Origin of the sequence: Sphingomonas sp. BK235 (assembly GCF_004345855.1) — a bacterium.
GTDB lineage: Bacteria > Pseudomonadota > Alphaproteobacteria > Sphingomonadales > Sphingomonadaceae > Sphingomonas.
Genome location: NZ_SLXN01000009.1, coordinates 1 through 26,625, shown reverse-complemented (window position 1 = coordinate 26,625; position 26,625 = coordinate 1). Strand labels below are relative to the sequence as shown.

Genomic DNA, 26,625 nt, shown 5'->3' with positions numbered 1-26,625 from the left:
AGCCTGTATTCAACCGTATATAGAGACGCATCACGCGCTGGACGGTCGCGGCGCGTCGCGCAGCAGCGCGCGCAGCCGCTCATAGGCGGGCGAGTCGGCGAGCGCCGCCGCAGCATCCTCCATCTCGCGATAGGCGGCGAGCACCGCGACCCCGCTCGCGGTGACGCGCGCGCCGCGCTCGGTCCCGCCGCCGCGCAGCGTCTCCACCAGCGGCGGATCGAAACAGCGGTTCATCTCGTCGACCAGCAGCCAGGCGCGGCGATAGCTCATCGCCAGCGCGCGCCCCGCCGCCGAGATCGAGCCGTGCGCCTGGATCGCGTCGAGCAGATCGGCCTTGCCCGGCCCGATCGCGAGCGCGTCGCCGCACGCCACCTGGAGCTTGAGGCGGAGCGGACCGACCCTCATGACCCGCCGCGTCCCGACAGGTGCCGCGGCGTCCGCGCGCTCGACCGCATCGATCCTCTCCTCGCTTCCGACCCCATTCCCCCTACGCCCGCGGGCGCCGGCGCGCCACCGGCGTCGCCGCGCGCGGCCGCGGCGTTGCGCGCGGTGCGACACGACGTCGCGCGATCCGCCCCTATCGCCGCGCGCGCGCTGCTGCCATCGTGGCACCGGCATGCCCGCCGCGGGCGCGGCGCGCCCCCGCGCCACACAGACACGAGGGAGCCGCGAGACATGGCCGATACCAGCCTGGGGGAGACAATCGGCCCCGCGGTGGCACTGATGGGCGCGGCGGTGGTGGCGGTGCCGCTGTTCCGCCGGCTCGGCCTCGGCTCGGTGCTCGGCTATTTCGCCGCGGGGGTGCTGGTCGGCCCGTCGCTGCTCGGGCTGTTCACCGACGCGCAGGCGATCCTGCATTTCTCCGAGCTGGGCGTGGTGATGTTCCTGTTCGTCATCGGGCTGGAGCTGCGGCCCTACAAGTTATGGGCGATGCGCGGCCAGATCTTCGGGCTGGGGCTCACCCAGGTCGCGCTGGCGACGCTGGCGCTCGCGCTGGCGGGCGCCTGGCTGTTCGGCCTGCCCGCCGAGGCCGCCTTCGTCGCGGGGGCGGGGTTCGTGCTCTCCTCCACCGCGGTCATCATGTCGGTGCTGCAGGACCGCGGCGAGATCGCGGGCGCGGAGGGGCAGCGGTCGGTCGCGACCCTGCTGTTCGAGGATCTGATGATCGTGCCGCTGCTCGCGGTGGTGGCGTTCCTGTCGCCGCTGGCGCACGGCGGCGCCGGCTGGCGCGACGCCGCGGTGGCGCTGGGCGCGCTGCTGCTGCTGCTGGGGGTGGCGCGCTGGGGGCTCAACCCGCTGTTCGCGCTGCTCGCGCGCGCGCGCACGCGCGAGGTGCTGACCGCGGGCGCGCTGCTGGTCGTGCTCGGCGCCGCGCTGCTGATGGACGTCGCGGGCCTGTCGATGGCGATGGGCGCCTTCCTCGCCGGGGTGATGCTGTCCAGCTCGAGCTACCGCCACCAGATCGAGAGCGACATCGAGCCGTTCCGCGGGCTGCTGATGGGGCTGTTCTTCCTCGCGGTCGGCATGTCGCTCGATCTCGCGGTGGTGGCGGCGGAATGGCCGCTGCTGCTCGCGCTGCTGGCCGCGTTCATGGCGGCCAAGGCGGCGGTGGTCTATGCGGTGGCGCGCGCGTTCGGCAGCGCGCACGACCGCGCGCTGCGGCGCACCTCGATGTTCCTCCAGGGCGGCGAGTTCGCCTTCGTCCTCTACGCCGCCGCGGCCGCGGGCGGGGTGATCGACGCGCGCCAGAACGCGCTGTTCGCCACCGTCGTGATCCTGTCGATGGCGCTCACCCCGCTGTTCATGATCCTCGCCGACCGGCTGCTGCGCCCGGTGGCGTCGATGGACGGGATCGAGCCGGCGCGCGACCTCACCGGGCGGGTGCTGCTGATCGGCTTCGGACGCTTCGGCCAGATCGCGTCGCAGCCGCTGCTGGCGCGCGGGGTCGAGCTGGCGGTGATCGACAACAACCCCGATCGCATCCGCGACGCCGCGCGCTACGGCTTCAAGGTGTTCTTCGGCGACGGCGCGCGGCTCGACACGCTGCACCATTCGGGCGCGGGCAGCGCCGACGCGGTGATGGTGTGCGTCGACGACCGCGCCGCCGCGCTCCAGATCGTCGAGCTGGTGCGCCACGCTTTTCCCCAGGCCGCGCTGCTGGTGCGCAGCCAGGACCGCGGCCATGCGGTGGAGCTGATCCGCGCGGGCGTCGACTATCAGGTGCGCGAGACGGTCGAATCGGCCTATCGCATGGGCGCGGCGGGGCTGCGCGCGCTCGGGGTCGACAAGAGCGAGGTGACCGAGGCGGCCGAGGACATCCGCCGCCGCGACGAGGAGCGGCTCGCCGAACAGGTGCAGGGCGACGCCATGTCGGGGCGCGACCATCTGGTGCTGCCAGTCCCCGAGCCGCTGGTCGGGCGATGAGCCGCGCCGCCGCGGCCGGCTGGTCGCGCGCGGCTCATCCCCGCGCGCGCCGCCACTCGTCGCGCAGCGTCGCCACCAGCGCGCCCGCGGGCAGCGCGCGCGCGAGCGGCGCCCCCTGCCCCGCCCAATGCGCGCCATAGCCGTGCTCGCCGCGCGCGCGCGCCGCGGCGTGGAGCGCCTTGCCCGCGTCATAGGCGATCGGATAATCCGGCGGGGTCAGGTCCGCGAGCGTCGCCGCCAGCGCGGTGAAGCGGTTGCCGAGCGCGCGCGCCGGGCGCCCCGAGATCAGCGCGGTCATCGCCGTCCGCGTCGCCCCCGGCCCCGCCAGCGCGGCGCGATAGCCCGCGTCCGCGGCGGACTCGGGACAGGCGATGAAGGCGGTGCCGAGCTGCGCCGCGACCGCGCCGAGATCGAGCGCGGCGGCGATCCCCGCGCCGTCCATGATCCCGCCCGCCGCGATCACCGGAAGCCGCGCGGCGCGCACGAGCAATCGCGTCAGCGCGATCGTGCCGAGCGCGGCGTCGGGCGCGGCCGGATCGAACGTGCCGCGGTGCCCGCCCGCCTCGATCCCCTGCGCCACCACCGCGTCCATCCCCGCCGCCGCGGCGGCGTCGGCCTCCGCGGGGCTGGTCACGGTGGCGATCAGATAGACGCCGCGCGCGCGCAGCGCGGTGACCAGCGCGGCGTCGGGCAGGCCGAAATGGAAGCTCACCACCGGCGGCGCGCGGTCGAGCAGCAGCGCGGCCATGTCGGGATCCTCGGCGAGGCCGCGATAGGGCGCGCGCAGCGTCGCCGGGGGAACGGCGCCCTGGGCGGCGAACAGCGGCGCGAGCCGCTCCAGCCACGCCGCCGCGCGCGCCGCGTCCCCATGCGGCGCGGGATGGACGAAGAGGTTGACGTTGAACGGCCGCGCGGTGCGGTCGCGGAGTTCGTCGATCATCGCGCGCGCCCCCGCGGCATCGGTCGCGCCGACCGCGATCGCGCCGAGCGCGCCCGCCTCGCACACCGCCGCGGCGAGCAGCGGGGTCGCCACCCCCGCCATCGGCGCCTGGAGCAGCGGCACGGTGAGGCGGAAGCGATCGACCAGCGACATCGGCGTGAATCCCGGCAGGAGGAGCGAGCGGCTTAGACCGCCGGCGATGTGAACGCTAACCTCGACGCGCCGCGGGGTCTCATCGCACCACAGCGGGAATCCACCGCAAAAACGTTGCTGGTTGAAGGGTCGCGGCCATGGCTCGGCCGGCGGGGACACCGGCTCCCGGGGCGCGGCGACGCGTGCCGGAAATCGGTCGTAACCCGCGGATGCAACGATAGAAGTTCGGGAGAGGACAATGAGGTCGTGGTTGATGTTGGCCGTGCTGGGTGCCGGCTGCTCGCTCCCGTCGATGGCGCTGGCGCAGGCCGCGCCACCCGCCCCCGCCGCCCCGGCTGAGGCCGCACCCCCCGCCGCTGGCGCCCCGGCCGACGCCGCCGCGGCGCAGGACCAGGCGGCGCCGCCCGAGGGGGCCAATACCCCCACCGCCGACATCGTCGTCACCGGCATCCGCGCGAGCCTCAGCTCCTCCGCGCAGGTCAAGCGCGAGGCCAACCAGATCGTCGACTCGATCAGCGCGGTCGACGTCGGCAAATTCCCCGACGCCAATATCGCGGAATCGCTCCAGCGCATCACCGGCGTCGCGATCGACCGCTCCGGCGGCGAGGGCCAGTTCATCACCGTCCGCGGCCTCGGGCCGGAGTTCAACACCGTGCTGGTCAACGGCCGCGTCATGGCGACCGACAATGCCGGGCGCGAATTCTCGTTCGACGTATTGTCCTCGAACATGATCCAGCGCACCGACGTCTACAAGTCGCCGGTGCCGATGCTGCAGGAAGGCGGGATCGGCGCGACCGTCAACATCGTCACCGCGCGCCCGCTCGAGGGGCGTACCGGCTTCCACGCCGCGGCGCAGATCGGCGGCATCTATGACACGCTGCGCGAGAAGGTCTCGCCCGATTTCGCCGCGACCGCCTCCTATGCCAACCCCGACAAGACCTTCGGCGTGCTGCTCGCGGGCTCGTACACCAAGCGCAAGAACCAGGCCGACACGATCGCGATCGACGGCTGGATCAACGGCCGCCCCGACATCGTCCAGACGATCGGCGGCGTGCCGACGCTGATCGACAGCGACGACCCGCGCTATCCCGTCAGCGGCAACGCCAACCTGCCGCAGAGCGTCTATTATCAGCGCGCGCAGGAGGAGCGCGAGCGGATCAACGTCTCCGGCGCGATCCAGCTGCGCCCGACCGACACGCTGGAGATCACGGTCGACGGCATCTACTCGCGCTTCAATGTCTCGGGCGTGACGCGCCGGCTCGATAATTTCATGGCCGCGCCCTATTTCGAGCCGACCTTCGACGGCACCAACACCGCCACCAGCCTGACCATGCTGGGGCGCGACTTCATCGCGCAGAACCCCGGCTTCCTCGCCGCCAACCCCGACCTGACCAACAACGGCGTCAACGCCAAGGTCGACCACGTCTACAACACCACCAACCGCAAGTCCGACAGCTATCAGATCGGCGGCAACGTCAAGTGGAACCCGGCGGACAACGTCGAGCTGCGCTTCGACGCCTCGACCACCGGCGCGAACCGCCGCTCGCCCAACGCCTATCTCGTCTATGGCGCGCTGCTGCCGTACAATTACCAGTTCACGCTGGACGGCGGCAACGGCGTGCCCGCGACCTCCTACGACAATGACATCATCAACAACCCCGATCTGATGCGGCTGCATTACATGGGGATCGACAACAACCGCTCGCGCGACCGCGGCTCGGAGTTCCACTTCGACAGCAAATGGGACGTCGACGGCTCGATCCTGCGCAACGTGACGCTGGGCGTGTCGTACACGCAGCGGCGCAAGATCAACCGCTCGTTCAACAACAGCGATTCCAACTGCACCTATTGCGGCTATCAGGTGCCGATCGCCTCGGGCCTGCTCAAGCCCTATGACTGGACCGACCTGCTGGGCGGCGGGCAGAACATCCCGCCGTCGCTGTTCGAGGTCGATCCGCAGGCGTTCCTGGCCTATCTGAACGACCCCGCGACGCTGGCGATCCCGTCCAACGGGCGCACGCCGGCGGAGCAGGCCGCCTATGCCGCGCAGGTGCAGGCGCTGCCCGGCGGGCCGTTCGGCACGCGCGAGCAGCTGCGCGGCACCGTCAACGTGCGCGAGCGGCTCACCGCGGGCTATATCAGCTTCGAGTTCGGCGGCGAGCGCTGGACCGGCAACGCGGGCGTCCGCGTGATCCGCACCGACGTGCTGTCCTCGGGCTTCGACACGCCGGTGACCAGCATCCGCAACACCCCGGGCGACGACACGCTGCAATATACCTATGGCCCGGCGACCGCGGTCTCGGTCAGCGGCAGCTATGTCAACGCGCTGCCCTCGGCCAACATCAAGTATAATCTGACCGACAAGCTGATCGCGCGCGCCGCCTTCTCGCAGACGATCACGCGCCCGACGCTGACCGACCTGGGCGTCAACAACGATTATGGCGGGCGCATCGCGGTGCCGCTGTCGTCGGGCGGCAATCCCAACCTGCTGCCGTTCCGCTCGACCAACTACGATCTGGCGCTGGAATGGTATATCTCGCGCGTCAGCTACATCAGCGTCGGCGGCTTCTACAAGGACCTGTCGGACTTCCTCGAGCTGCAGACGCTGCCGGTCGAGCGCTTCGACCGGACCTTCCAGGACACCCGCACGCGCAACGGCCAGACCGGCAAGATCAAGGGCGTCGAGGTCGGCGGCCAATATTCGTTCGACGCGCTCGGCGGGATCGCCGGGGGCCTCGGCGTGACGGGCAATTACACCTATGTCTCGAGCAGCGCGGTGCGCGACCAGACGCTGGCCGATTATCCGTGCGGCTATAACGGCCTGTCGCCGCACTCGGCCAATGGCAGCGTGTTCTACGAGAAATACGGCCTGTCGGCGCGCGTGTCGTACAATTGGCGCTCGGACTATCTGCGCAGCTGCCGCGACAGCCAGTCGCGGCCGCGCAACCGGTCGAGCTACGGCCAGCTCGACTTCAACCTGTCCTACGACCTGACCGAGAATTTCCAGGTCTATGTCCAGGGGGTCAACGTCACCAACGAACTCATCAACGAATGGTCGGCGATCGAGGAGCGTTACCTGCTCCGCCAGGAGACCGGCGCGCGCTACAATTTCGGCGTCCGCGCGAAGTTCTGACCGGTGACGGCGGGGCGGCGCGCGGCGGCGCGGCGCCCCGCGCGCCTTCCCTTCAATACGTGACGTAATAATCCTTGCGGAACGGCGCGCCCGCGAAGGCGCGGCGCATCGTCCAGGGCGCCGGCGGCGCGGTCCAATAGGCCGCGTCGGCGGGCAGGCCGAGCGCGAGCAGGCTCTCCGCCGCGATATACATGCTCCCCGCGTTGGAATAAGCGTCGCCCAGCGCGGGCTGGTGACCCGCGAAGCCGATCGTGAGGAACCCGCCCGCGTCGAAATTGTCGGGCGCGGCGAAGACGCGGCGCTGCGCCGCCATGGTCGCGGCGCGCACCTGCCCGGCGGGCAGGCTGGCGGGCAGTTCGCCGCGCCACGCCAGCAGCGCGAGCGGCTGGTGGACCGCGGTGCGATAGGTCAGCGACCGCCCGATCGCGGCGAAGCTGCCGTCGGGCGCGATCATCCGCTCGAGATGCTCGGCGTAGCGCTGCGCGCGGCGCACCGCGCGCGCCAGCTCCCCGGCGGGGCGCAGCGCCAGCGCGGGCGCCGCGCGCGCCAGCGTCGCGAGGATCTGCACCTGCATCGGGTGGATCACGTAGCTGTTGTAATAATCGAAGTGGAAGCGCTCGCCGTCGCCATACCAGCCGTCGCCGACATACCAGCGCGCGAGCGTGCGCAGCGACAGCTCGACGCGCATCGGGTCCCAGCGCTCGCCGACCGAGAGCAGGAACGCCTCGTTCATCGCGGCGAACAGGATCCAGTTCTGATAGGGCGGCGAGACGCGGCGCAGCGCGACGATCTCCTCGATCAGCCGCCGCTGGGTGGTCCGGTCGAGCGGCGCCCAGAGCGCCGCGGGCGCGCGCAGCAGCGCGCTGGTGAGAAAGGCCGAATCGACCAGCGGCTGCCCCTCGCTGCGCCACAGCAGATAATCGGGGCTGGCGGGATCCACCGCGTGCGCGAGGCTGGCCAGCGCCTGGTCGCGCAGCCGCGCGCGCCACCGCGCCTCGGCCGAGCCGTCGTCGCGCAGCGCGAGCCAGGGCGCGATCCCGTCGAGCAGCCGCGCGAACCCCTCCATATACGCGACCTTGGGGTTGCGCCCGTCCCAGCTCGGGCTGAGCTCGGGACGCCAGTCGCGCTGGAGCCGCCCGCGGCTCATCGCGCCGAGCAGCGGCTCGGCCATGCGGCGCAGCAGGTCGAGCGCGTCGGCGCGGTCGCGCGCGCCGTCGCGCAGCGCGTCGGGCGCGGCGCCTGCCGCGGGCGCGGCCATCGCGGGCAGTGCGGGCAGCGCCGCGCCGGCCCGCCCGGTCGCCCCCGCCAGCGCGGCGAGCATCTGCCGGCGGTCCGGCGCGGCGCTCACCGGTCTACCGCGCGCAGCGCGGCGGCGCACGCGTCCGAGCGGGTGCGAGAGCCTCGATCCGGGCCGCGATGGCGGACCGACGCTCGCGTGACGCCGAGCCGCGGCCGGTGAGGGTCGGCGTCGTCGCGGATCCCCGCGGTGGTGGCGGCCGGCGCGATCGCGGCGCGTCGAGTCAGCATCGCTCCCCCTTCACCTGTCCGCCAGGCCCAATCCTCCGCTCGAATGGGTTAGGCGGAGGATGTCCGGCGGTCGCGGCGGTGCTAGCGTGCGGCCATGGCCAAGACCAGCTCAGGCGTCGACACCGCGTTGCTCAAACTGGAGGCGCAGCGCCGCGCGCGCGCGCCGGCGGAGCGCGGCATCGCGGCCGCGCCGGCCCGTCTCACGCGCGTGGAGAGCCCCGCATGACCCTTGGATACCTCCCCCTCGCCGCCGCGCTGCTCGGCGCCGCGCCCATGGCCCCCGCGTCCGCCGCGCCCGGCGCGCCCGCGTCCGCCGCGGCGCGCGCGCCGCTCGACGCCGCGGTGGCGCTCGTCGACTGGCAGCTCGCGCACATGAACCCGCCGCGCGGCGACGCGCGCGCCTGGGAGCCCGCGGTCTTCTGGGTCGGGATGACCGCGCTCGCCGACGCCGGCGCGCCGACGCGCGTGCGCGACGCGATCCTGGCGATGGCGCGCGCGCAGCGCTGGCGTCCCGGCGACACGCCCTATTTCGCGGACGACCACGTCATCACCCAGGCCTATCTGTGGGCGGCCGCGCACGGCGCGACCGACCGCGCCGCGCTGGCGCCGACGCGCGCGACCTTCGACCGGATCGTCGACCATCCCGCGGTGACCACGCTCGCTTTCTACGTCCCGCCGCAGGGCTATCGCGCGACCGAATGCCTGACGCGCTGGTGCTGGTGCGACGCCCTGTTCATGGCACCCCCCGCGCTCGCCGAACTGAGCCGCCAGACCGGCGACGCGCGCTACCGCGACTTCGCGCTGCGCGAGTTCGCGGCGACCACCGACTTCCTGTTCGACCCGGTCGAGTCGCTCTATTACCGCGACAGCCGCTTCTTCGAGAAGCGCGACGCGCGCCAGCGCAAATTGTTCTGGGCGCGCGGCAATGGCTGGGTGTTCGCGGGGCTCGCGCGGATGATCCCGCTGCTGCCCGAGCGCAGCGCCGGGCGCGCGCGGATGGAGGCGCTGTTCCGCACCATGGCGGCACGGCTGCGCGCGCTGCAGAAGCCCGATGGCTATTGGGCGCCCTCGCTGCTCGCCCCCGAAGGGTCGCCGCCGGAGAGCAGCGGCACCGGCTTCTTCACTTATGGCATGGCCTGGGGGGTCAATGCGGGGCTGCTGAAACGCGACGATTATGCGCCGGTGGCGCGGCGCGGCTGGGCGGCGCTCCAGCGCGCGATCCAGCCCGACGGGCGGCTCGGCTGGGTCCAGCAGGTCAGCGACCGCCCCGACACGGTCGCCGCGGCCGACACGCAATATTACGGGGTCGGCGCCTTCCTGCTCGCCGCCCCGCAGATCGCCGCGCTCGACGCCGCGCCGCCGCGCTGAGCGGTCGCGCCGTCACCACCGGGTCCGCACCGACAGCGCGAAGGTGCGCGAGAAATATTGCACCTGGTTGGGCACCGCATAGGAGCCCCAATAGGAGCGGTTGCCCGAGCGCGTGAGGTTCGCGCCCTCGAGGCCGATCGTCAGCCGCTTGTTCACGTCATAGTTGATCGCGGCGTCGAGCCGCTCGACCGGGTCGCGGAACTTGTTGAGATAGGGGTTCCAGTCGCTGCGCTGATATTGCCGGCGCGACTGCCAGTTATAGGCGACGCGCACGTTGAGCCCGCCGCGCTCGAAGAAGCCGACCAGATTATAGACGTATTTCGAGACGTTGAGGTACGGCCCGTAGGAATAAGTGACGACACCGTCGCCGTTGGTGGAGGGGAAGGCCTGGCGCGTGATGTTGAGCGTGCCGTTGGCGCTGGCGCCGAACGACTTGAGGATGCCGGGCAGGAAGGTGAAGAAGCTGCTCGCCTGCGCCTCGATGCCGCGGTGCCGTCCGCGCCCGAGATTGTGCGGCCGCCGCACCAGGATCGGCTCGTCGGGCTCGTCCGGCAGCGTCTCGGGCAACCATTGATCCTGGATGAAGCCGTCCTGATTCCATTGCCACACCGCGACGCTGGCGGTGCCGGTCGTGCCGAAATACCATTCGAGCGAGGCGTCGAACTTGTTGGTGGTGACCGCGCGCAGCTTGGCATTGCCGCCCCGTGCGGTCTCGTGCGACGGATCCTGCAGATCGATCGACAGCACCGGGTTCATCTGCTCCGCGCCCGGCCGGCCGACGTCGTGCGTCCGCGCCAGCCGCAGTTGCAGCCGCGGGGTGATATGCACGATCGCGTTGAGGCTCGGCAGCACGTCGAGATAATTGCCGCGGCTGGTGACGTCGGTGTCGGTGACGACGCGCGTCTTGACGCCGTCGACCAGCACGCGCGTGGCGGTGCGCTTGATCCCGGCCAGCGCGGTGCGGCTGTTGACCACGCGCGCGCCGAGGTCGCCCTCGATCGGGAACAGCAGCTTCACCTTATAGTGGAAGAAGCCATAACCCGCGAGCGCGCCGTCGTTGCCGCGGAACGCGCGGAACGGGTCGTAGGCGGGATAGGGATCCGCGAGATCGGGGTAGAGGCCGACGAAGGCGGCGCGGATCGCGGGGAAGCTGCGCCGGATCGAGTCGCTGTCGCCGATCATCCAATTGGCGCGCCCGCTCTGGTCGAAATGCGCGCCGACCGCGCGCAGGTGATAGTCGGGCAGCGCGCTGATCGGCATGCGCAGCCCGCCATAGCTCCGCCGCCCCTGTTGCGAGCGATAGGTCCGCCGGTTCCAGCGATAGCCGACCTTGAGATAATCGATCACGTCACCGAAGGTGTTGAGCTTGAGATCGGCCCGCACCTCGGTATCGGCGCTCTTGGTGTAGATCTTGTTCTGCGTGAAGCCATCGACGTAGATATAATTGGCCGGATCGAGCAGGTCGATGTTGCCGAAGGTGATGTTCGGCCCGCCCATCGGATCCTTCGGGTCGTTGAACACGACATCGACGTGCGGTTGCTGGCTGAACCGGGTCCAGTGGTAGACGTTGTTTGAGAAATTGTTCGATCGCTGATAGTTGAGCCAGCCGTTGAAGTCGAAACGGTCTTCCTGATATTGTAACTGGTAGCGGCCGTTGACGTTGCGCGTCTGGTGCTTCCACGACTCGCGTCCCGGCCCGATCGGGTCGACGCCGTAGAGCGACAGCGACGAGATCAGCCGGTCGTCCGGGTCGAGCGTGATGTTCGACAGCGTCGGGGGCGGCACCCTGCTCTCGGAATATCTGATCGGGACCCAGATCGAGCTGTCCGCCCACAGCATCCTCTGGTCGCTGAGCCCGCCCTCGAGCGTCACCGTCCAGTGCGCGTCGGGTTTCCATTGCGCCGACGCCTGGAAGGCGGCGCGCCTCGACCAGCCGTCATTGCCCTGGAAGCCGATGCGGAACGGCGCGTAGAGCGACGCCGACGTGGTGGTGGGCAGGATCGTCTGGCGATTGTCGTCCAGTCGCTGCGGCAGTTCGTTGAAGCGCGCGCCCTCATTGTACCCGACGTGATTGTAGGTGCCGTTGACCATGAAGCCCAACCGCCCCGCGTCGGTGTCGCGCGAATAGGTCACCAGCGCGCTCAGGAACGGGTTGATCCGCCCGGTCCGGTCCGAATAGTCGCCGCGCGTGTTGAGCACATAGGTGGCGCCGTCCTTGAAGTCGGTCGGGCGTCGCAGCGTCAGGTTGATGACCCCGGTCTGGCTCCCCTCGATCTGGTCGGGGGTGCGCGTCTTGTAGACCTCGATCCCCGCGACCAGGTCCGAGGCGATGTCCTGCAGATAGGTGGTGCGGTCGCCGGCGGAGAAGGTGGTCGAGCCGTTGACCGTCGTCATCACATTGTCGAGCCCGCGGATCAGCACCTTGCCGCCCTCGCCGCGGTTGCGGTCGATCTGCACGCCGGGGACGCGCGCGAGCGCCTCGGGCACGTTCTTGTCGGGCAGCTTGCCGATGTCCTGCGCCAGCACGACGTCGACGATCTGGTGCGCGTTGCGCTTGGCGCTGCGCGCCGACTTGAGGTTCTCGCGCAGCCCGACGACGACGATGTCGCCCGACAGCCGCCCGTCCTCGTCGCTGACCGCGGGCTGGGTGTCGCCGCCGCGCGCCGGGGCGGGCGCCTGCGTCGCGGGCCGGGCTGCGGCGGGCGGCACGGCGGGGACCGGCGCGGGAACCGTGGCGCCGGCAGGAACGCGCGCCGCCGGCGCGGTGCGCGACGACGTTCCCTTGGACGTCCCCTTGCCGCGCGCGGGCGCCTTGCGCGGCGCGGCGGCGGGCGCGGCGCGCCGGCCCGCGGCGGCTGGCGTGCCCGACGGTTTGGCGGGGGGTCCGGCCGGACGCGGCGTCGGGGCGACGGTCCTGGTCGTCGTCGCACGCTGCTGTGCCGCCGCCTCGCTCGTCGCCAGGCTCGCGGCGAGCACGCCCAGCGCGACACCGGACACCAACGGTCGCGTCGATGCGGTCATCGAACCTCCCCTCCTCTTTTTTGACGCGGGCTGACCCCGCCTGTCGGTATTCCGTATATTATAAGACAACAGGCGGCCGGCGTCGGTCGGTCGCAGAAAAAGTGCCGGGCCGGTGCGGCGACGGCATGCGAGGAGGAGGGGAGAGATGCGCAGGCAGGCGGCAGCAGGGCGCGACAGGCGCGGCACCGACCGGCGCGGCGTGCTGGCGGTGCTGGCGCGCGGGACGCTCGCGATCGGCGTGGCGGGCGCGGGCGTGACGGGCGTTGGCGTGACGGGCCGGGGGATGACGGGCGCGGCGCGCGCCGAGACGCCGTCCTCGGTCGATACCGCGCCGCTCCAGTTCGCGCTCAATCTCCATTATCTCACGACCAACTTCCTCCAGGTCGTGGCTTACGGCGCGGACGGCCTGCTCGGCGGCGACCTGATCCGCGGCGGCGAGATCGCCGATCGTCCCGGCGTGCCCGCGCAAGGCCTGCTGCGCGTGACCTTCCCCGCGGCGGACCGCGCGTTCCAGGCGCGCTTCAACGAGATGGCGGACGAACATCGCGCGCGCCTGCTGCTGCTGCGCGGCTTCCTCCGCGGCGACGCGCCCGCGCAGACGCTGATCGACTATTCGCCCGAGACCTTCTCGACGATGTTCCGCGCCGCGGGCGCGATCGCACCCACCGCGCGCTTCAATCCCTATGCCTCGGTGAGCAGCGCGTTGCTCGCGGCGGAGACGCTGGTCACGGTCGCGGCCTCGGCGCAGGCCGCGCTGTTGCCGCTGCTGCGCGACCCGATCGCGCTGCCCGCCCTGGCCTCGCTCGCCGCCGGGGCCGCCAACAATGCCACCGTGCTGCGCGCGATGCTGCTCGAGCGCGCGGCGACCGATCCGACCGTGACGGCGACGGTCGACCGCCTCGCCGCCTGGCGCGACCGCATCGACGGCACCGCGCCGAGCGACCGCGGCCTGTCGACCGAGAGCAGCGCCGCGGGCGGCGTGACGCGGCTGACGCGCTGCGACGGCGACGGCCTGTACCTCACGCGCACGCCGCAACAGGCGCTCAACGTGCTGTTCATGACCTCGGCCGCGGCGCGCCAGGGCGGCTTCTTCCCGACCGGGATCAACGGCGCGATCGGCGCCAGCGCGGCCAGCCAGGCGTGAGGGAGCGGACGATGGAGCAGACGGCGGAGCCAATGGCGGAGCGGGCGGCGGAGACGGGGCGGATGCGGACACCACAGGGAGCATGCGGGACCGGCGCCACGCGCCGCGGGCTGCTCGCGCTGATCGGCGCGGGCGCCGGGGCGGGCGCGCTGGCGCTGGCGGGATGCAACGACGACGTGGTCGGCGCCGAGGCGGTCCCGCAGCCGACGCCCACCCCCGGCACCGCGACGACGCCGGTGCCCGTCGCCACCTATGATGCGACCGACACCGACCGGGCGAACTTCGCGCTCCAGCTCCATTATCTGCTCGGCGCCTATCTCCAGGCGGGGCTCGGCGGCGACGCGCTGCCCGCCGCGCTGACCGGCGGGACGGGCAGCGCGGGCGCGGTGACCGGCGGCCGGCGGGTGGGCTTCGCCGACGCCGCGCTGGTGGCGCTGCTGCGCGAGGTGACCGGGGCGACGGTGGCGCGGATCACCTATCTGCGCGGCATGCTGGGCGCGGCCGCGACCGCGCAGCCCGCGATCACGATCGCCGGCGGCGCCGACGGACCGTTCGAGGCGATCGCGCATCGCGCGCCCGCCGCGGGCGCCACCACGCCGTCGCCGTCGGCGAGCCCGACGCCCGCGCCGTTCGACCCTTATGCCTCCGACGCCGACTTCCTGCTCGGCGCGGTGGCGCTGTTCGCGGTCGCCACCGGCGCGGTGACGCATCTGGCGGCGGGCTATGCCGAGCCGCTGCGCGCGTCGATGGGCGCGCTCGCCGCGGGGGTGGCGGCGGGCGAGGCGGCGTGCCGCAACGCCTTGTTCGTCCTCGCCGCCAAACAGCCGCCCGCGCCCAAGGATCCGACCACCTTGTTCGCGCGCGCGGCGGCGATGAGCGACGGCCGCGACCAATATGACGGCCCCGCCGATCGCGACGTCGACCTGGGCGCGAACGCCACCACCTCCCTGCGCGCCAATATCGACCCCAACGACACCAACGGCGGCGCGCTGCGGCGCACGCCCGAACAGGCGCTCGGCGTCCTCTATGCGACGAGCGCGGCGGCGGTGTCGGGCGGCTTCTTCCCCGCGGGGGTGAACGGCACGATCCGCACCAGCGGGCGGAACGCATGATGCGCGAGCGCGGGACGCTGTAGGTCCGCCTTCCACCCCACCCCCGACCATCCGCCGGATTGACGGGGCTGCTCGGACGTGGATAAGTCGATGCGCGAAATCAGGCGGTTGGGGAGAGATATGAGCGTTGCTCGTCGAGGTCGCGCGCGTCCGGCGCGGGAGGCGTCGCGGTGATCGACCGGCGCGAAGCCCTCGCCGGCGTCGTCGCCGTGTTCGGCGCGAACCTGTTCGCACCGCTCGCGCGCGCCGCCGCTTACATCCCCGATCCCGTCATCAACACCGGCCCCCCCGCGCCCGTGTTCACCGCCGCGCAGCGCGCCGCGGTCGCGGCGCTGAGCGAGCGCGTGATCCCCACCACCGACACGCCCGGTGCGATCGCCGCGGGCGTCCCCGACTATATCGAGCACATGCTCGGCGACTGGGCGATCGACGACGAGCGCGGCACGATCCTGGGCGGGCTCGCCGCGATCGACGCGCGCAGCATGGCCGATTACAAGGTGCCCGCCGCCAAGGCGACCGCGGCGCAGCAGGACGCGCTGCTGACGCTGGCGATGAACGATCAGCTGCCCGGCGCGACGCCCTTCTTCACCGCCTTCCGCCAGATGGTGATCGCGGGCTATTACACCTCCGAGGTCGGCATCACCAAGGAACGGGAATATCTGCCCGTCCCCGGCGAATATGACGGCGCCTACCCTTATGCGAAGGTCAAGCGGATCTTCTCGTCCTGACCGGCGGGGCGGCGCGTCGCGCCCCCGCTCCTCTTCCCTCCGATCCCGCGGGCATTCGACATGGCAGCAACTGATCGCTTCGACGCAATCGTCATCGGCTCCGGCGTGAGCGGCGGCTGGGCCGCCAAGGAGCTCACCGAGAAGGGACTGCGCGTCCTGATGGTCGACCGCGGCCGGATGGTCGAGCACGGCGAGGATTATCCGTTCGACGGCAAGGCCGCGTTCGACATCCCCGCGCGCGACAAGATGCCCGCCGCGCTCGCCAAGCGCGACTATTTCGCGCTCAACGGCTGGGTGTCGCCCTCGACCCAGCCCTTCTTCATCAACGACCGGCTCAACCCGTACGACTATGACGCGCCCAACAAGTTCAACTGGGTGCGCCCGGCGGTGGTCGGCGGCAAGTCGCTGACCTGGGGACGGTGGAGCTTCCGCTGGAGCCCCGCCGACTTCGAGGCGAACAAGCGCGAGGGCGTCGGCACCGACTGGCCGATCCGCTACGACGACGTCGCGCCCTGGTACGAATATGTCGAGAAATACATCGGCGTCTCGGGCGGCAAGGAGAATCTGCCGTACCTGCCCGACAGCGAGTTCATGCCGCCCTTCCCGATGAACGTCGCCGAGGTGTGGCTGAAGGAGCGGCTGGAGCGCGAGTTCCCCGGGCGCAAGCTGATCAACGCGCGGCTGAGCAACATCACCGAGGACAAGCCCGAGCAGAATCGCACGCGCTGCCAGAAGCGCGCGCAGTGCAGTCACGGCTGCAGCTTCGGCGCCTATTTCTCGACCCAGGCGGTGACGCTGCCCGCGGCGCGCGCGACCGGGCGGCTGACGCTGCGCTCGGACACCTGGGCAACCAACGTCGAATATGATCCCCAGCGCAAGCGCGTCACCGGGGTGCGGCTGGTCGACGCCAAGACCGGGCGCGCCGAGGTGGTGCCCGCGCGGATGGTGTTCCTGTGCGCCTCGGCGATGAGCTCGATGCACGTGCTGCTCAACTCGCGGCCGGCGGACAGCGAGCGCAGCTGGTTCCACTCCAACGGCGCGCTCGGCAGCGGGGTGATGGACCATATCTTCCGCGTCGGCGTCTCGGGCGAGATCCCGGGGATGACCGACCTGATCGAATATGGCCGGCGCCCCGGCGGGGTCTATGTCCCGCGCTTCCGCAACCTCGTCGCCGAGGAGCTGCCGTTCAAGCGCGGCTATGGCTATCAGGGCCAGGCGTTCCGCCAGGCCGCCGCGCCCGAGGGCTTCGGCGCGGCGATGAAGCACGGCATGCGCGAGTACGGCCCGTGGCGCTTCTCGATGGGCGCGTTCGGCGAGTGCCTGCCCTATGACGACAATCGCGTGATGCTCAACTTCAGCAAGACCGATCGCTTCGGCACCCCGCTGCTGCGCTTCGACGTGACGTTCCGCGACAATGAGATCAAGATGATGGACGACGCGCTCGAGCAGGGTCAGCTGATGCTGAAGAAGGCCGGGCTGACCAACGTCACCGGCGGGCGCGGCAAGCACGTCCCCGGCGAGGCGATCCACGAGATGGGCGGCGCGCGCATGGGGCGCGATCCGGGCACCTCGGTGCTCAACGGCTTCAACCAGGCGCATGACGCGCCCAACCTGTTCGTCACCGACGGCGCGCAGATGGCGTCGGTGTCGTGCGTCAACCCGTCGCTCACCTTCATGGCGCTGACCGCGCGCGCCGCCGACCATGCGGTCAAGCAGATGAAGGCGGGGATGATCTGATCGCGCCGGCGCGGCCGGTCCCGCTCAGAAGGCCGCGTCGACGCCGATCCGCAGCGTGCGCGGGCGCAACGGGGTGACCTGGTCGCGCCCGGTCACGAACGGCGTGCCCAGCGCGAAGCGGTTGCCGCGCACGTCGAGCAGGTTGGTCACCCCGGCGCTCAGCGCCACCGCGCCGAAGCGCAGCCGCGCGGTCAGCCCGGTGTCGACATAATCGCCCTGCGCCTGGCCGAGCACCGGCCCGACCCCGAGCCGCGACCGCCCGACATAGCGCAGCCAGCCGTCGAGCGTCAGCGCGCGCCCCGCGACCACGCCCTCATAGCCCGCCCCCAGCCGCGCGGTGACGCGCGCGATATTGGGGATCTGGCGCAGCCGCGCGAGCACCTCGGCGCGCGCCAGCGCGAGATCGCCGCCCCCGCCGCCCGCCGCCAGCGCGATCACCAGATCATAGGCGGGCTCGTCGATCACGCTGTCGTTGAAGGTCGCCGCCGCCTCCAGCCGCAGCCCGGGGAGCGGCATCGCCCCGGCATTGGCCTCGACCGTCCACAGCCGCCCGTCGCCGACATTGGCGGTGGTGGGCAGCCCCGAGGGGTCGATGAAATCGGCCTGGATATCGTGCCAGGCGGTGCGCGCCACCGTGATCGCGGCGTCGAACCGGTCGCGCCGCGGCCGCCCGCGGCGCAGCCCCGCCTCGATCGTGGCGACGCGGTCGTTGCGGAAGCGGCGGACGAAATCGCCGTCGATCGCGATCCCGCCGGGGCGGAACCCCTGCTGGTAGCGCAGGAACAGGTTGGTGGCGGGGGCGAGGTCGATCACCGCCGCCGCGGCGGGCAACGCGATCGTCTGCGCGCGCCGTGCCGAGGCGGCGCGCGCGTCGGCGCGCGCGAACAGCGCCAGATCCTCGCCCGCGCCGCTCAGCACGCTGCGCGTCACGCGCAGCCCCGCCGAGGTGAGCAGCCCCGGCAGCAGCCGCACCCCCGCCTCGCCATAGACGGTGGTCTCGTCGACGCGGTTGGTCACCCCGGTGGTCGGCGCGAGCGCGTCGGGCGCGCCGAACAGCCGCCGCAGCCGCGTGTCGTTGGCGACATAGCTGAACCCCGCGAGCCAGCCCGAGCCGTCGGGCGCCGCCTGCCACAGCCGCGTCTCATTGGCGGTCATGCGCGTGCGATTGGCCTGGGCGAAGAGCCGGGGCGCGCCGCCCGGCGGGGTGGCGTCATAGCGTTCGGTGAGGTCGTGCGCGGTCACCCCGGTGGTGGAGCGCAGCCGCACCGCGCCGAGCCGCCCGTCGAGCACCAGCTGGCCCTGCGCGAAATCGGCGCCGAACCCTTCCGCCACCGCGGCGTCGCGCGTCAGCGGCGGCGCGGCGCGATCGGCATATTGGCTGTCGGCGCCGCGGATCCGCTGGCCCACCGCGATCAGCTCGGCGCTCCAGCCGTCGCCGAGCCGCAGCAGCGCGGCGGCGCGCCCGCCATGGATGCGCGTGCGGTTGACGTCGTCGCGCCCGCGCGCGGGCTTGTCGATATAGCCGCCCTCGCTCGCCGCGGTGCCGACCAGCCGCAGCCCGAGCCGGTCCCCGACCAGCGGCAGGTTGAGCGTCGCCTGCGCGTCGACCCCGGGCGCGCCATGCGCGGTGAGCGCGCCGCCCAGCGTCGCGCTGCCATAACTGGCGGCGAGGTCGGGCGCGTTGGGGACGAGCCGGATCAGCCCGCCGAGCGAGCCGGCGCCGTACAGCGTACCCTGCGGCCCCTCGAGCACCTCCACCGCGGCGAGGTCGGCGAGGCGCAGGTCGGGGTCGGGCGCGTTGTAGCTCAGCCGCAGGTCGCCGAGATACTGGCCCACGGTCGCCTGGGTCGGGCCGGTGAAGCTCGAATCGGCGATGCCGCGGATGAACAGCTTGTTGCGCCCCGCGCCGAGATAGGTCGAGGCGACGCTGGCGAGCCGCTGGGTCAGCCGCTCGGTGCCGCCGACGCCGCCGAGCGCGAGCGTCGCGCCGTCGACGCGGTGGGTGTCGCCCGCGAACCGGTCGCGCGGGGTGTCGCGCTTGCTCGCGGTGACGATCACGTCCGCGGGCGGGGGCGGCGGGGGCAGCGGCGTCGGCGGAGGCGTGACGCGCGCGCGCGCCGGGCGCGGCGCCGCCGGGACGAGCCGCCAGCCCGCGGCGCCGAGCGGCTCGGCGCGCGCGCCCGCGACGCGCGCGATCGCGGCGAGCGCCCCCGCCGCGTCATAGCGCCCGCGCAGCGCGGGGACGCGGCGCCGCCACAGCGCGGGATCGGGCACCACCACGCTGACCCGCGCGGCGCGCCCCAGCGCGATCACCTGCTCGCCGAGCGGGGCGGCGGGCAGGTCGAGCCACACCGTCTGCGCCGCCGCGGGCGCGCCCCAGACCAGCGCGACCGGCGCCGCCCAGACGAGCGCCCGCCGCGCATGCGGCGCGAGCCCGCGCGCACGCCACCCGGCCGCGGCCGGGGCCGGGAGGTGATCGGCACCCCCCGCTGGACTCACTCGCGCGGCTCCAGCGTCCAGCCGGCGGGGCCGGCGCGGACATGGACGTCGAGCAGCGCGCCCAGCGCCGCGGGGTCGCCGCGCAGCCGCGCCAGCTCGAGCGTGCCGCGAAACGGCCGCGCCGCGACCGCGGGGACCACCGCGACGCGACGGCCGAGCTGGCGCGACAGGTCCGCCGCCACCTCGGACAGCGGCGCGCCGTCATAGGCGAGCCGCCCGTCGCGCCACGCGCCGACATCGGCCACCGCGGTGAGCCCGCGGACCAGCCGGTCGCCGCGCGCGCTCACCGCCTCGCCGGGGTCGAGCCGCAGCGCGGCGCCGTCGGGGTCGACCAGCACCGCGCCCTCCGCCACCGCGACGCGGGTCACCGCGCCCGCCCGCTTGACGTCGAACACGGTGCCGAGATCGGTGAGCGCCAGGTCACCCGCGGCGACGCGGAACGGGCGCGCGGGATCGTGGCGGACGCGGAACAGCACCTCGCCGCGCTCGACCGAGGCGCGGCGCTGGTCGGCCTGATCGAGCGCGACGCGCGACCCGCCCGCGAGCAGCAGCACGCTGCCGTCGGCGAGCGCGACGCGGCGCTGCTCGCCCGCCGCGGTCTCCACCGCATAGGGGCGCGCGCGTTCCTGCCAGGCGGTCAGGCCGATCGCGCCGAGCAGCCCCGCCGCGACCGCGCCGCCGAGCCAGCGCGGCGCGCGCCGCCGCGGCGCGGCGCGCAGCGGCGCCGCGACCGTGGTGGTGGCGGCGGGGAGCCGCGCCACCTCCGCCTCGACCGCGGCCAGCGCGGCCACCGCCGCGTCATAGCGCGCGGCATGCGCGGGATCGGCCTCGAGCCAGTCGGTGAAGGCGTCCCAGTCGTCGAACGCGGGATCGGCGACGCGCGCGGCCCAGTCCACCGCCGCGTGGCGCGCGTCATCGTGCTGCGATGCGGTCATGATTCGTCCTTCAGTGCGGCCAGCGCGCGGCACGCGACGCGCAGGTCGGCTTCCACCGTGCTGAGGCTGACGCCGAGTTCGGCGGCGATCTGGCGCTGCGGCACGCCGTCGAGCCGCGCGCGGCGGAACACCGCCTCGCGCCGCGCGCCCAGCCCGGCGAGCACCGCCGCGACGCGCGCCACCTCCTGCCGCGCGGCGACGACGCGCTCGCCCGACAGCGGCTCGGTCGCGCTCAGCTCGCTCCAGGCGGTGTCGCGCGCGCGCGCCTGGGTGCGCGCGCGGTGGCGATCGATCATCAGCGTGTCGGCGGCGCGGTACAGATAGGAGAGCGGGCGCTCGACCGGCCCGGTGGCGCGCTGCGACACCTTGATCCACAGCTCCTGCAACAGGTCCTCCGCCGCGTCGCCCGCACCGCGCGCGACGAGGAAGCGGACCAGACGGTCGCGATGGGCGAGATAGACGGCTTCGAGCCCATTGGGGGGCATGGATTTCACTGTCTGTGGTCGCGGGAACAGCACGTCCCTAGCGGTCGCGGCGCGAAGAGAGAAGGAGCTCCACCCGCTGATGGACGGATGGAGCTCCCGTAGTTCGCACGTGACGGGGGGATACACGTGCGATTCGCCTAGAAGGCGAACTGGAGGGCGGCGCGCGCGGCCAGCGCGACGTCGCCGAAACGATGCTCCGCGGCGGCCTCGCCGCTGAGCCGGACCTCGGTGGTGCCGGTCACCGCGCGCGCCTTGGCGACCCAGCCGCCGTCGCGCCGCTCGGGATCGAGCGTGAAGGCGGGGCCGTCGGCGAAGCTGGCGGTGGTGCGCCCGAGCGCGCCGGCGACGCGCTCGCGCCAGCCGCCCTCGAGCTCGAGCCGGCTCCATTGGTCGTAGCGGTTCGATCCGCCGAAGTTGAGCCCGGCGGCGAGGCTGGCGGTCACCGCCAGCTCGTCGCTGCGGCGCGCGCGCACGGTGAGGTCCATCGCGCTGCCCCCGCCCTGTTCGCGATAGGAATCCTCGTTGAGCCGGTAATAATCGAGCGCCAGCGTCGGGCGCAGCGTGACGCGCGCCAGCGCCTGCTCATAGGATACCGAAGCGGCGCCCGAGTAGAGCTGCGCGTTCCAGTCGGCGGTGGCGCGGCGGCTGACCGTGTCGGTGCCGACCGTGCCGTCGAAGCGGCGGACGCTGTCGAGCGAGATCCACGCCGCCGCGGCGCGCGCGCTCGCGGCGAACCCGCCCCAATGGCCGCGCCAATGGCCGGCGAGCTCATATTGCGTGTGGTCGACGCGGTTGAGCGCCACCCCCTCGCCGTCGCGACCCGACAGATAGGTCAGCGACACGCCGAGATTGCCGATCGCCGACTTGCGCTCCAGCCCGCCGGTCAGGCCCCAGCCGCTGACGTCGTAGCGCAACGTGTCGCGCGTCTGCTTGGACGCGTCCCAGCCGAGCGGGCTGAGCCAGGCACCCCAGCCGCCCTCCTCGGTGAAGCGTCCCGCGGGCTCGAGCAGCTGGCGCGCGGCGGCGCGCGAGCCGAGCGTCACGCCCTCGAACACGCCGCCGGCATAATTGGGCAGCATCTGGTCGACCGCGCCGCGGAAGGCGTCGCCGTCGTACAGCCCGCGGATCGCGGCGGCGACCTGCGCGTCGCGCCCGATCGCGCCGTCGATCGCGTCGAAGGCGCTGGCCTGCGCGCGGTTGAAGCCGAGCTCGCCGGTCGCCTTGCGCTTCACGTCCACCGCGATCTGGTTGGGCAGATCGGTGACCAGCGCGCCCTTGTAGAGGAAGGGCACGTTCTCGGTGGTGAGCGACAGATTGGCCGCGCCGGTCAGCGACCCCGAGGTGAGCACGACATAGCGGCCCGCCACGTCGCTGCCGCCGAGCACGCGCAGCGCCAATTTGGTGTCGGCGCCGATCACGGTCGCGCCCGCGACCTGGATCAGGTTGGCGCCGGGATTGCTGCGGTCGAGCCCGACGCTCAGCACCGATTGCGCGCCGAGGTCGAGCGCGGCGATGCTGGTGGCGCCGCTCGGCGCGAAGGTGCCGCCGCCCGCGGCGACGCTGACCGCGGCATTGGCGGCGTTGAGCAGCCGGCCGGCGAACACGCCCTTGTCGGCGATCAACAGCCGGTCGGCGCCGCCGCCCAGATCGGCGGTGCCCGCGAAGCGCGCGGTGCCGCCGATCGCGATCGTGTCCGCGCCGCCCGCGAAGGTCGCGGTGCCGCCATAAGCGGCGTTGCCCGACAGGGTCAGCCGGTTGTTGCCCGCGCCGAAGGCGACGTCGCCCGCGACCGTGCCGGCGCTGACGTCGAGCAGGTCGTCGCCGCTGCCGAAGCGGATCGCGCCCGCGATCGCGGGGGCGGCGGCACCGCTCGCGCCGGCGATCTGGCGCACGGTCGCGCCCGCGGTGTTGGCCGACAGGTCGATCGCGACATTGGCGGTGGCGCCGGTCGCGCCGATCGCGCCGCTGTTCTCCACCAGCACAAGCGTGCCCGAGCGGTCGAGCACCGCGGTCGCGGCGCTGCCCGCCGCGGCGCGGATCGTCCCGCCGTTGCGCAGCGCGGGCAGCGTCGCGCCCGCCTCCACCAGCACCGCGGTGGCGCGGGTCGCGCCGCCGCTCGCCGCCGCGACCACCGATCCGGTGACGCGCAGCTCGGGGGTGGCGGCGCCGGCGCCGAGGCGGATCGCGGTGGCGTCGGCGTTGCTCGCCCCGGCCTGGACGGTGCCGCCGACCGCGACCCCGCTCTGCACCGTCACCGCGCCGCCGAGCCCGCCGATCGCGAGCGCGGTCGCGCCGACGCCGCCATAGACGCCGTCGCCGGTCACCTTGCCGTCGATCACCAGCCCCGCCGCGGGGGTGCGCCCCGCGACCGCGCCGATCGTCACCGCGCGACTGGCCGCGCCGATCTGCATGGCGGGCGCGGCGCCATAGCTCACCACGTCGGCGACCTTGCCGGTCGCGCCGCCTAGCACCACGCCGCCGGCGACGTCGCCCGCGACGATCAGCGCGGACCCGCCCTGGAGCAGGTCGTCGGCGTCGAGCCGCGCCGCGCCCGCGGGCGGGCTGGTGTAGCGATAGCCGGTCGCGCCGATCATGCCCTGGACGGTGAGCGTGCCGCCGACGTCGCCGTCGAGCCGCGCGCCGACCGCGCTTTGGCCGACCGCGGTGATGCTGCCCCCGAGCGTGACCGCGCCGCTGACCGAGTCGAGCCGCACGCCGACCGAACGGTCGCCGGTGACGCTGGTCTTGCCGTCATGGGTGACGCTGCCGACGGTGGCGCCGCCGAGATGGATGCCGGCCGAGTCGTTGCCCTCCACCGTGATCTCGCCGCTCTGCGCGATCGTGCCGGTGAAGCGCCCCGCGGTGCGGATGCCGAAGCGGCGCGCGCCCTGCGCGAACGGGCCGTCGAGATCGCCGTCCTTGTCGGCGTCGGCGGGGGCATAGGTCTCGTCGACGATCACCTTGCCGCTGTTGCTGATCGCGCCGCGCACATTGTCCTGCGCCAGGATCGCGGTGGCGTCGTTGGCGTCGGTGATCTGGATCAGCCCGGCATTGTCGAGCCGGTTGTCGCTGTCGATCGTCACCGCCACGCCGCCGCCCGGCACCACCGCGCCCGTCGCACCGATGCGGACGTCGTCGCGCGCGCCGTTGCGCGCGGTGGCGGTGCGCACCGGCGCGGTCTGGCGCGCGTCGATCGCGGTCTGCGCGGCGGCGCCGCCGCCCGCGAGCAGGGCGGTCAGGCTGGAGGAAACGAGCAGTCGACGCAACACGGAGGCCCCTTCTTGTCGATATGGTTCGACGACAGGACGGAGCCGCGCGCGCCGGCCCTTGGCGGCACGGCGCAGGTGTGGAGCGGGACGGAGCTATCCTCCCCCACATGGGAGCGTGGTGGAGCGGGGCTCGCCGCGGGCGGAGCGGAGGCGCTACGGCGCGGGCGCGCCGACCGCCTGCACCACCTCGATCACGTCCTCGTCGAGCCGGATCGCGGTCAGCACCCCGGTCTCGTAGACGCCGGTGTCGATCCCGATCCGCTGCGGCAGGATCACGGGACGGTCGTCGGTCCAGCTATGGCCGTGGACCACCACCGCCTCGGCGGGGCGCGGGTGATCGAGGAAGTCGCCGCGGATCCACAGCAGGTCGTCGCGCACCTGGTCGCGCAGCGCCACGCCCGGGCGCACCCCCGCGTGCGCGAAGACATAGCCGCCGACGCGCTCCATCGGCGCGAGCCCCAGCAACAGCTGGTGATGCGACACCGGCATCGCGTCGAGCAGCGCGTCGCGCAGCGCCGCGGGATCGTCGCGCGCGTCCGCGGCGACGCCATAGGAGCGCAGCGTCTCGATCCCGCCGTAATCGAGCCACGCCGCGTTGCTCGCGGGCCGGTCGAGGAACTGGCGCAGCATCGCCTCGTGATTGCCCTCGAGCAGCCGCACGTCGATCGCGCTCGATCGCGTCAGCCACACCAGAGCGGCGAGCACGCGCCGCGTATCGGGGCCGCGATCGACATAATCGCCGCACAGCACCAGCACGGGCAGCGCGCCGGGCGAGCGCTCGGTGGCGTCCTGCGCGACCCAGGCGAGCAGCGCGCGGAGCTGGTCGTAATGGCCGTGGACGTCGCCGATCGCATAGAGCGGGCGCGCGCCCGGCCGGACGCCCGCGGGGGCGTCATGGGTGGCGTGGCGCAGCGCGGTCACTGCCATTGCTCGGGCGCGCGCGCGTCGCTCTCCTCCGCCAGCATCCGCAGGTCGGCGGCGATCATCGCATAGACGCGCAATGCCTCGCGCGGCTCGTCGGCGGCGATGTCGCGCGCGCGCAGCCACTCGCCGCGATAGGCGCGCAACAGCCGCGCGCGCACCCCGGCGTCGCTCGCCTCGGCATAAGCGCCGGCGACCGCGCCGTCGGCGGCATAGAGCCGCTCGCCGAGGCAGGCAGCGTCGTCGCCGCAGCGCACGCGGCGCGGCAGCGCGGCGCGCACCGCGCGGGGGCGCGCGCTGGTCTCCACGCGCAGCGGCGCGCCGCTCCCGGCGCGCGGCGGCGCGAGCGCGGCGACGCGGGTGGCGGACGGCGGCGCGCTCGGCTCTTGCTTGCGCGGGGCCGCGGGGTCGGCTTCGGCCGGCGGCGTGGCCGCGGCGAGCTGCGGTGCGGGCGCCAGCGCGGGCGGCACGACGACGCGCGCGGGGGCCACGGCCGCGGGGCGGGCGGCGGCGACGCGCGCGCGCGGGGCGGGCACGGCGGCGGGATCGATCGCCTGCGTGCCCGCGAGCACGCCCGCGACCACCGCCCCCGCCACGCCGAGCGTCCCCAGCGCGGCGAGCGCGACGCCGCGCCGCCGCGGCGGCGCCGCGGCGCGGCCGGACGCGGGGGGCGCCTCGCGGCGGCCGGGCCCGAAGATGGCGGCCAGATCGTCGGCGACGTCGTCGCCGGGGCGGTGGGGGGGCGTGTCGGTCATCGCTTACCTCTCCCCCCGTCCCTGCCGCGCGGCGCGTGAACCGACGCTGTATGCGCGCCGCGCGGTGATGGGGCGGTGGGGCGGTGAGGCGATGGGGCGGTGACGTTGCGACGGGGGCGGCGGGGCGGTGGGGCGGTGGGGCGCGGTACCGTTTCCTCATCCGTCATCCCGGACTTGGTCCGGGATCCACCCGTCCGCAGGAGCACCGGCGTCGGGAAGAGCGGCACGGTGGATCCCGGAACAGGTCCGGGATGACGGATCAAGGAAGGCGGAGGGGCGCAACACGGCGATGCCCTTTCCTCGTCCGTCTTCCCGGACCTGGTCCGGGATCCACGGGACCGGACCCAAAAAAGGCTTATCGTCGCGCAACTGCTTGCCCCCGTCATCCCGGGCCCTTCGACAAGCTCAGGAGAGCCTTGACCCGGGATCCATCGCGCCGCGAGAGCCGCCCGCGTTGCTCTCGCGGCACCATGG

18 protein-coding genes are annotated in these 26,625 nt (G+C 73.2%); 8 read left to right on the top strand and 10 right to left on the bottom strand.

Features of this window, described 5'->3' with window-relative positions; genetic code table 11:
* Window positions 1-30: 30 nt before the first annotated feature.
* Entirely contained in the window at window positions 31-405 is a 375-nt protein-coding gene (locus EV292_RS18750; RefSeq protein WP_132910791.1) for a LysR family transcriptional regulator, read from the bottom strand.
* A gap of 270 nt (window positions 406-675) precedes the next feature.
* Here EV292_RS18750 and EV292_RS18745 point away from each other — a divergent pair, with 270 nt between their 5' ends.
* Entirely contained in the window at window positions 676-2,424 is a 1,749-nt protein-coding gene (locus EV292_RS18745; protein WP_132910790.1) for a monovalent cation:proton antiporter-2 (CPA2) family protein, read from the top strand.
* Window positions 2,425-2,458: 34 nt separating this feature from the next.
* Here EV292_RS18745 and EV292_RS18740 read toward each other — a convergent pair whose 3' ends face one another.
* A complete protein-coding gene (locus EV292_RS18740; protein WP_132910789.1) occupies window positions 2,459-3,517 on the bottom strand; it encodes a nitronate monooxygenase in 1,059 nt (352 codons plus the stop codon).
* 253 nt (window positions 3,518-3,770) lie between these two features.
* Between EV292_RS18740 and EV292_RS18735 the strand changes: the two genes are divergently transcribed.
* Window positions 3,771-6,650 carry a TonB-dependent receptor gene (locus EV292_RS18735; protein ID WP_165927182.1) on the top strand — a complete coding sequence of 960 codons (2,880 nt, stop codon included), beginning with the start codon at window positions 3,771-3,773 and terminating at the stop codon, window positions 6,648-6,650.
* 52 nt (window positions 6,651-6,702) lie between these two features.
* Here EV292_RS18735 and EV292_RS18730 read toward each other — a convergent pair whose 3' ends face one another.
* Window positions 6,703-7,998 carry a DUF2264 domain-containing protein gene (locus tag EV292_RS18730; RefSeq protein WP_132910787.1) on the bottom strand — a complete coding sequence of 432 codons (1,296 nt, stop codon included), beginning with the start codon at window positions 7,996-7,998 and terminating at the stop codon, window positions 6,703-6,705.
* Between the two features lie 273 nt (window positions 7,999-8,271).
* Between EV292_RS18730 and EV292_RS23385 the strand changes: the two genes are divergently transcribed.
* A complete protein-coding gene (locus tag EV292_RS23385; RefSeq protein WP_279432440.1) occupies window positions 8,272-8,403 on the top strand; it encodes a hypothetical protein in 132 nt (43 codons plus the stop codon).
* Window positions 8,400-9,545, top strand: a complete 1,146-nt coding sequence (locus tag EV292_RS18725; RefSeq protein WP_207913482.1) for a glycoside hydrolase family 88 protein — start codon at window positions 8,400-8,402, stop codon at window positions 9,543-9,545. Before EV292_RS23385 ends, EV292_RS18725 begins: the two co-directional genes overlap by 4 nt.
* A gap of 12 nt (window positions 9,546-9,557) precedes the next feature.
* Here the strand turns inward: EV292_RS18725 and EV292_RS18720 are convergent, their stop codons facing one another.
* Window positions 9,558-12,566, bottom strand: a complete 3,009-nt coding sequence (locus EV292_RS18720) for a TonB-dependent receptor (RefSeq protein ID WP_132910786.1) — start codon at window positions 12,564-12,566, stop codon at window positions 9,558-9,560.
* A 145-nt stretch (window positions 12,567-12,711) separates the two neighbouring features.
* Between EV292_RS18720 and EV292_RS18715 the strand changes: the two genes are divergently transcribed.
* The 4 genes from EV292_RS18715 to EV292_RS18700 all read left to right on the top strand — a co-directional run bounded on the left by EV292_RS18715 (window position 12,712) and on the right by EV292_RS18700 (window position 17,287).
* Window positions 12,712-13,710, top strand: a complete 999-nt coding sequence (locus EV292_RS18715; protein ID WP_132910785.1) for a ferritin-like domain-containing protein — start codon at window positions 12,712-12,714, stop codon at window positions 13,708-13,710.
* Window positions 13,711-13,721: 11 nt separating this feature from the next.
* A complete protein-coding gene (locus tag EV292_RS18710; protein ID WP_132910784.1) occupies window positions 13,722-14,822 on the top strand; it encodes a ferritin-like domain-containing protein in 1,101 nt (366 codons plus the stop codon).
* 170 nt (window positions 14,823-14,992) lie between these two features.
* Window positions 14,993-15,550 carry a gluconate 2-dehydrogenase subunit 3 family protein gene (locus tag EV292_RS18705; protein ID WP_132910783.1) on the top strand — a complete coding sequence of 186 codons (558 nt, stop codon included), beginning with the start codon at window positions 14,993-14,995 and terminating at the stop codon, window positions 15,548-15,550.
* Window positions 15,551-15,610: 60 nt separating this feature from the next.
* Window positions 15,611-17,287: a GMC family oxidoreductase gene (locus EV292_RS18700; protein WP_132910782.1), complete on the top strand. Its 1,677-nt coding sequence runs from the start codon at window positions 15,611-15,613 to the stop codon at window positions 17,285-17,287.
* Between the two features lie 24 nt (window positions 17,288-17,311).
* Here the strand turns inward: EV292_RS18700 and EV292_RS18695 are convergent, their stop codons facing one another.
* The 6 genes from EV292_RS18695 to EV292_RS18670 all read right to left on the bottom strand — a co-directional run bounded on the left by EV292_RS18695 (window position 17,312) and on the right by EV292_RS18670 (window position 26,151).
* Window positions 17,312-19,786: a TonB-dependent receptor gene (locus EV292_RS18695; protein WP_132910781.1), complete on the bottom strand. Its 2,475-nt coding sequence runs from the start codon at window positions 19,784-19,786 to the stop codon at window positions 17,312-17,314.
* The gene (locus EV292_RS18690; protein ID WP_132910780.1) at window positions 19,783-20,721 is read right to left on the bottom strand and encodes a FecR domain-containing protein; all 939 of its coding nucleotides are present in this window, start codon (window positions 20,719-20,721) and stop codon (window positions 19,783-19,785) included. The genes EV292_RS18695 and EV292_RS18690 overlap by 4 nt, the downstream gene beginning before the upstream one ends.
* Window positions 20,718-21,206, bottom strand: a complete 489-nt coding sequence (locus EV292_RS18685) for an RNA polymerase sigma factor (protein ID WP_132910779.1) — start codon at window positions 21,204-21,206, stop codon at window positions 20,718-20,720. The genes EV292_RS18690 and EV292_RS18685 overlap by 4 nt, the downstream gene beginning before the upstream one ends.
* A 137-nt stretch (window positions 21,207-21,343) precedes the next feature.
* Window positions 21,344-24,475 (bottom strand): autotransporter outer membrane beta-barrel domain-containing protein, encoded by a 3,132-nt coding sequence (locus tag EV292_RS22770; RefSeq protein WP_165927181.1) that lies wholly within the window; start codon window positions 24,473-24,475, stop codon window positions 21,344-21,346.
* Between the two features lie 153 nt (window positions 24,476-24,628).
* A complete protein-coding gene (locus EV292_RS18675) occupies window positions 24,629-25,402 on the bottom strand; it encodes a metallophosphoesterase (RefSeq protein ID WP_132910778.1) in 774 nt (257 codons plus the stop codon).
* Entirely contained in the window at window positions 25,393-26,151 is a 759-nt protein-coding gene (locus EV292_RS18670; RefSeq protein ID WP_132910777.1) for a hypothetical protein, read from the bottom strand. The genes EV292_RS18675 and EV292_RS18670 overlap by 10 nt, the downstream gene beginning before the upstream one ends.
* Window positions 26,152-26,625: the final 474 nt, after the last annotated feature.

Coding starts and splice junctions, on each gene's coding strand:
- EV292_RS18715 (WP_132910785.1), top strand. CDS start 12,712: ATGCGCAGGCAGGCGGCAGCAGGGCGCGACAGGCGCGGCACCGACCGG.
- EV292_RS18685 (WP_132910779.1), bottom strand. CDS start 21,206: ATGCCCCCCAATGGGCTCGAAGCCGTCTATCTCGCCCATCGCGACCGT.
- EV292_RS18670 (WP_132910777.1), bottom strand. CDS start 26,151: ATGACCGACACGCCCCCCCACCGCCCCGGCGACGACGTCGCCGACGAT.
- EV292_RS18735 (WP_165927182.1), top strand. CDS start 3,771: ATGTTGGCCGTGCTGGGTGCCGGCTGCTCGCTCCCGTCGATGGCGCTG.
- EV292_RS23385 (WP_279432440.1), top strand. CDS start 8,272: ATGGCCAAGACCAGCTCAGGCGTCGACACCGCGTTGCTCAAACTGGAG.
- EV292_RS18745 (WP_132910790.1), top strand. CDS start 676: ATGGCCGATACCAGCCTGGGGGAGACAATCGGCCCCGCGGTGGCACTG.
- EV292_RS18675 (WP_132910778.1), bottom strand. CDS start 25,402: ATGGCAGTGACCGCGCTGCGCCACGCCACCCATGACGCCCCCGCGGGC.
- EV292_RS18700 (WP_132910782.1), top strand. CDS start 15,611: ATGGCAGCAACTGATCGCTTCGACGCAATCGTCATCGGCTCCGGCGTG.
- EV292_RS18725 (WP_207913482.1), top strand. CDS start 8,400: ATGACCCTTGGATACCTCCCCCTCGCCGCCGCGCTGCTCGGCGCCGCG.
- EV292_RS18690 (WP_132910780.1), bottom strand. CDS start 20,721: ATGACCGCATCGCAGCACGATGACGCGCGCCACGCGGCGGTGGACTGG.
- EV292_RS18720 (WP_132910786.1), bottom strand. CDS start 12,566: ATGACCGCATCGACGCGACCGTTGGTGTCCGGTGTCGCGCTGGGCGTG.
- EV292_RS18710 (WP_132910784.1), top strand. CDS start 13,722: ATGGAGCAGACGGCGGAGCCAATGGCGGAGCGGGCGGCGGAGACGGGG.
- EV292_RS18740 (WP_132910789.1), bottom strand. CDS start 3,517: ATGTCGCTGGTCGATCGCTTCCGCCTCACCGTGCCGCTGCTCCAGGCG.
- EV292_RS18750 (WP_132910791.1), bottom strand. CDS start 405: ATGAGGGTCGGTCCGCTCCGCCTCAAGCTCCAGGTGGCGTGCGGCGAC.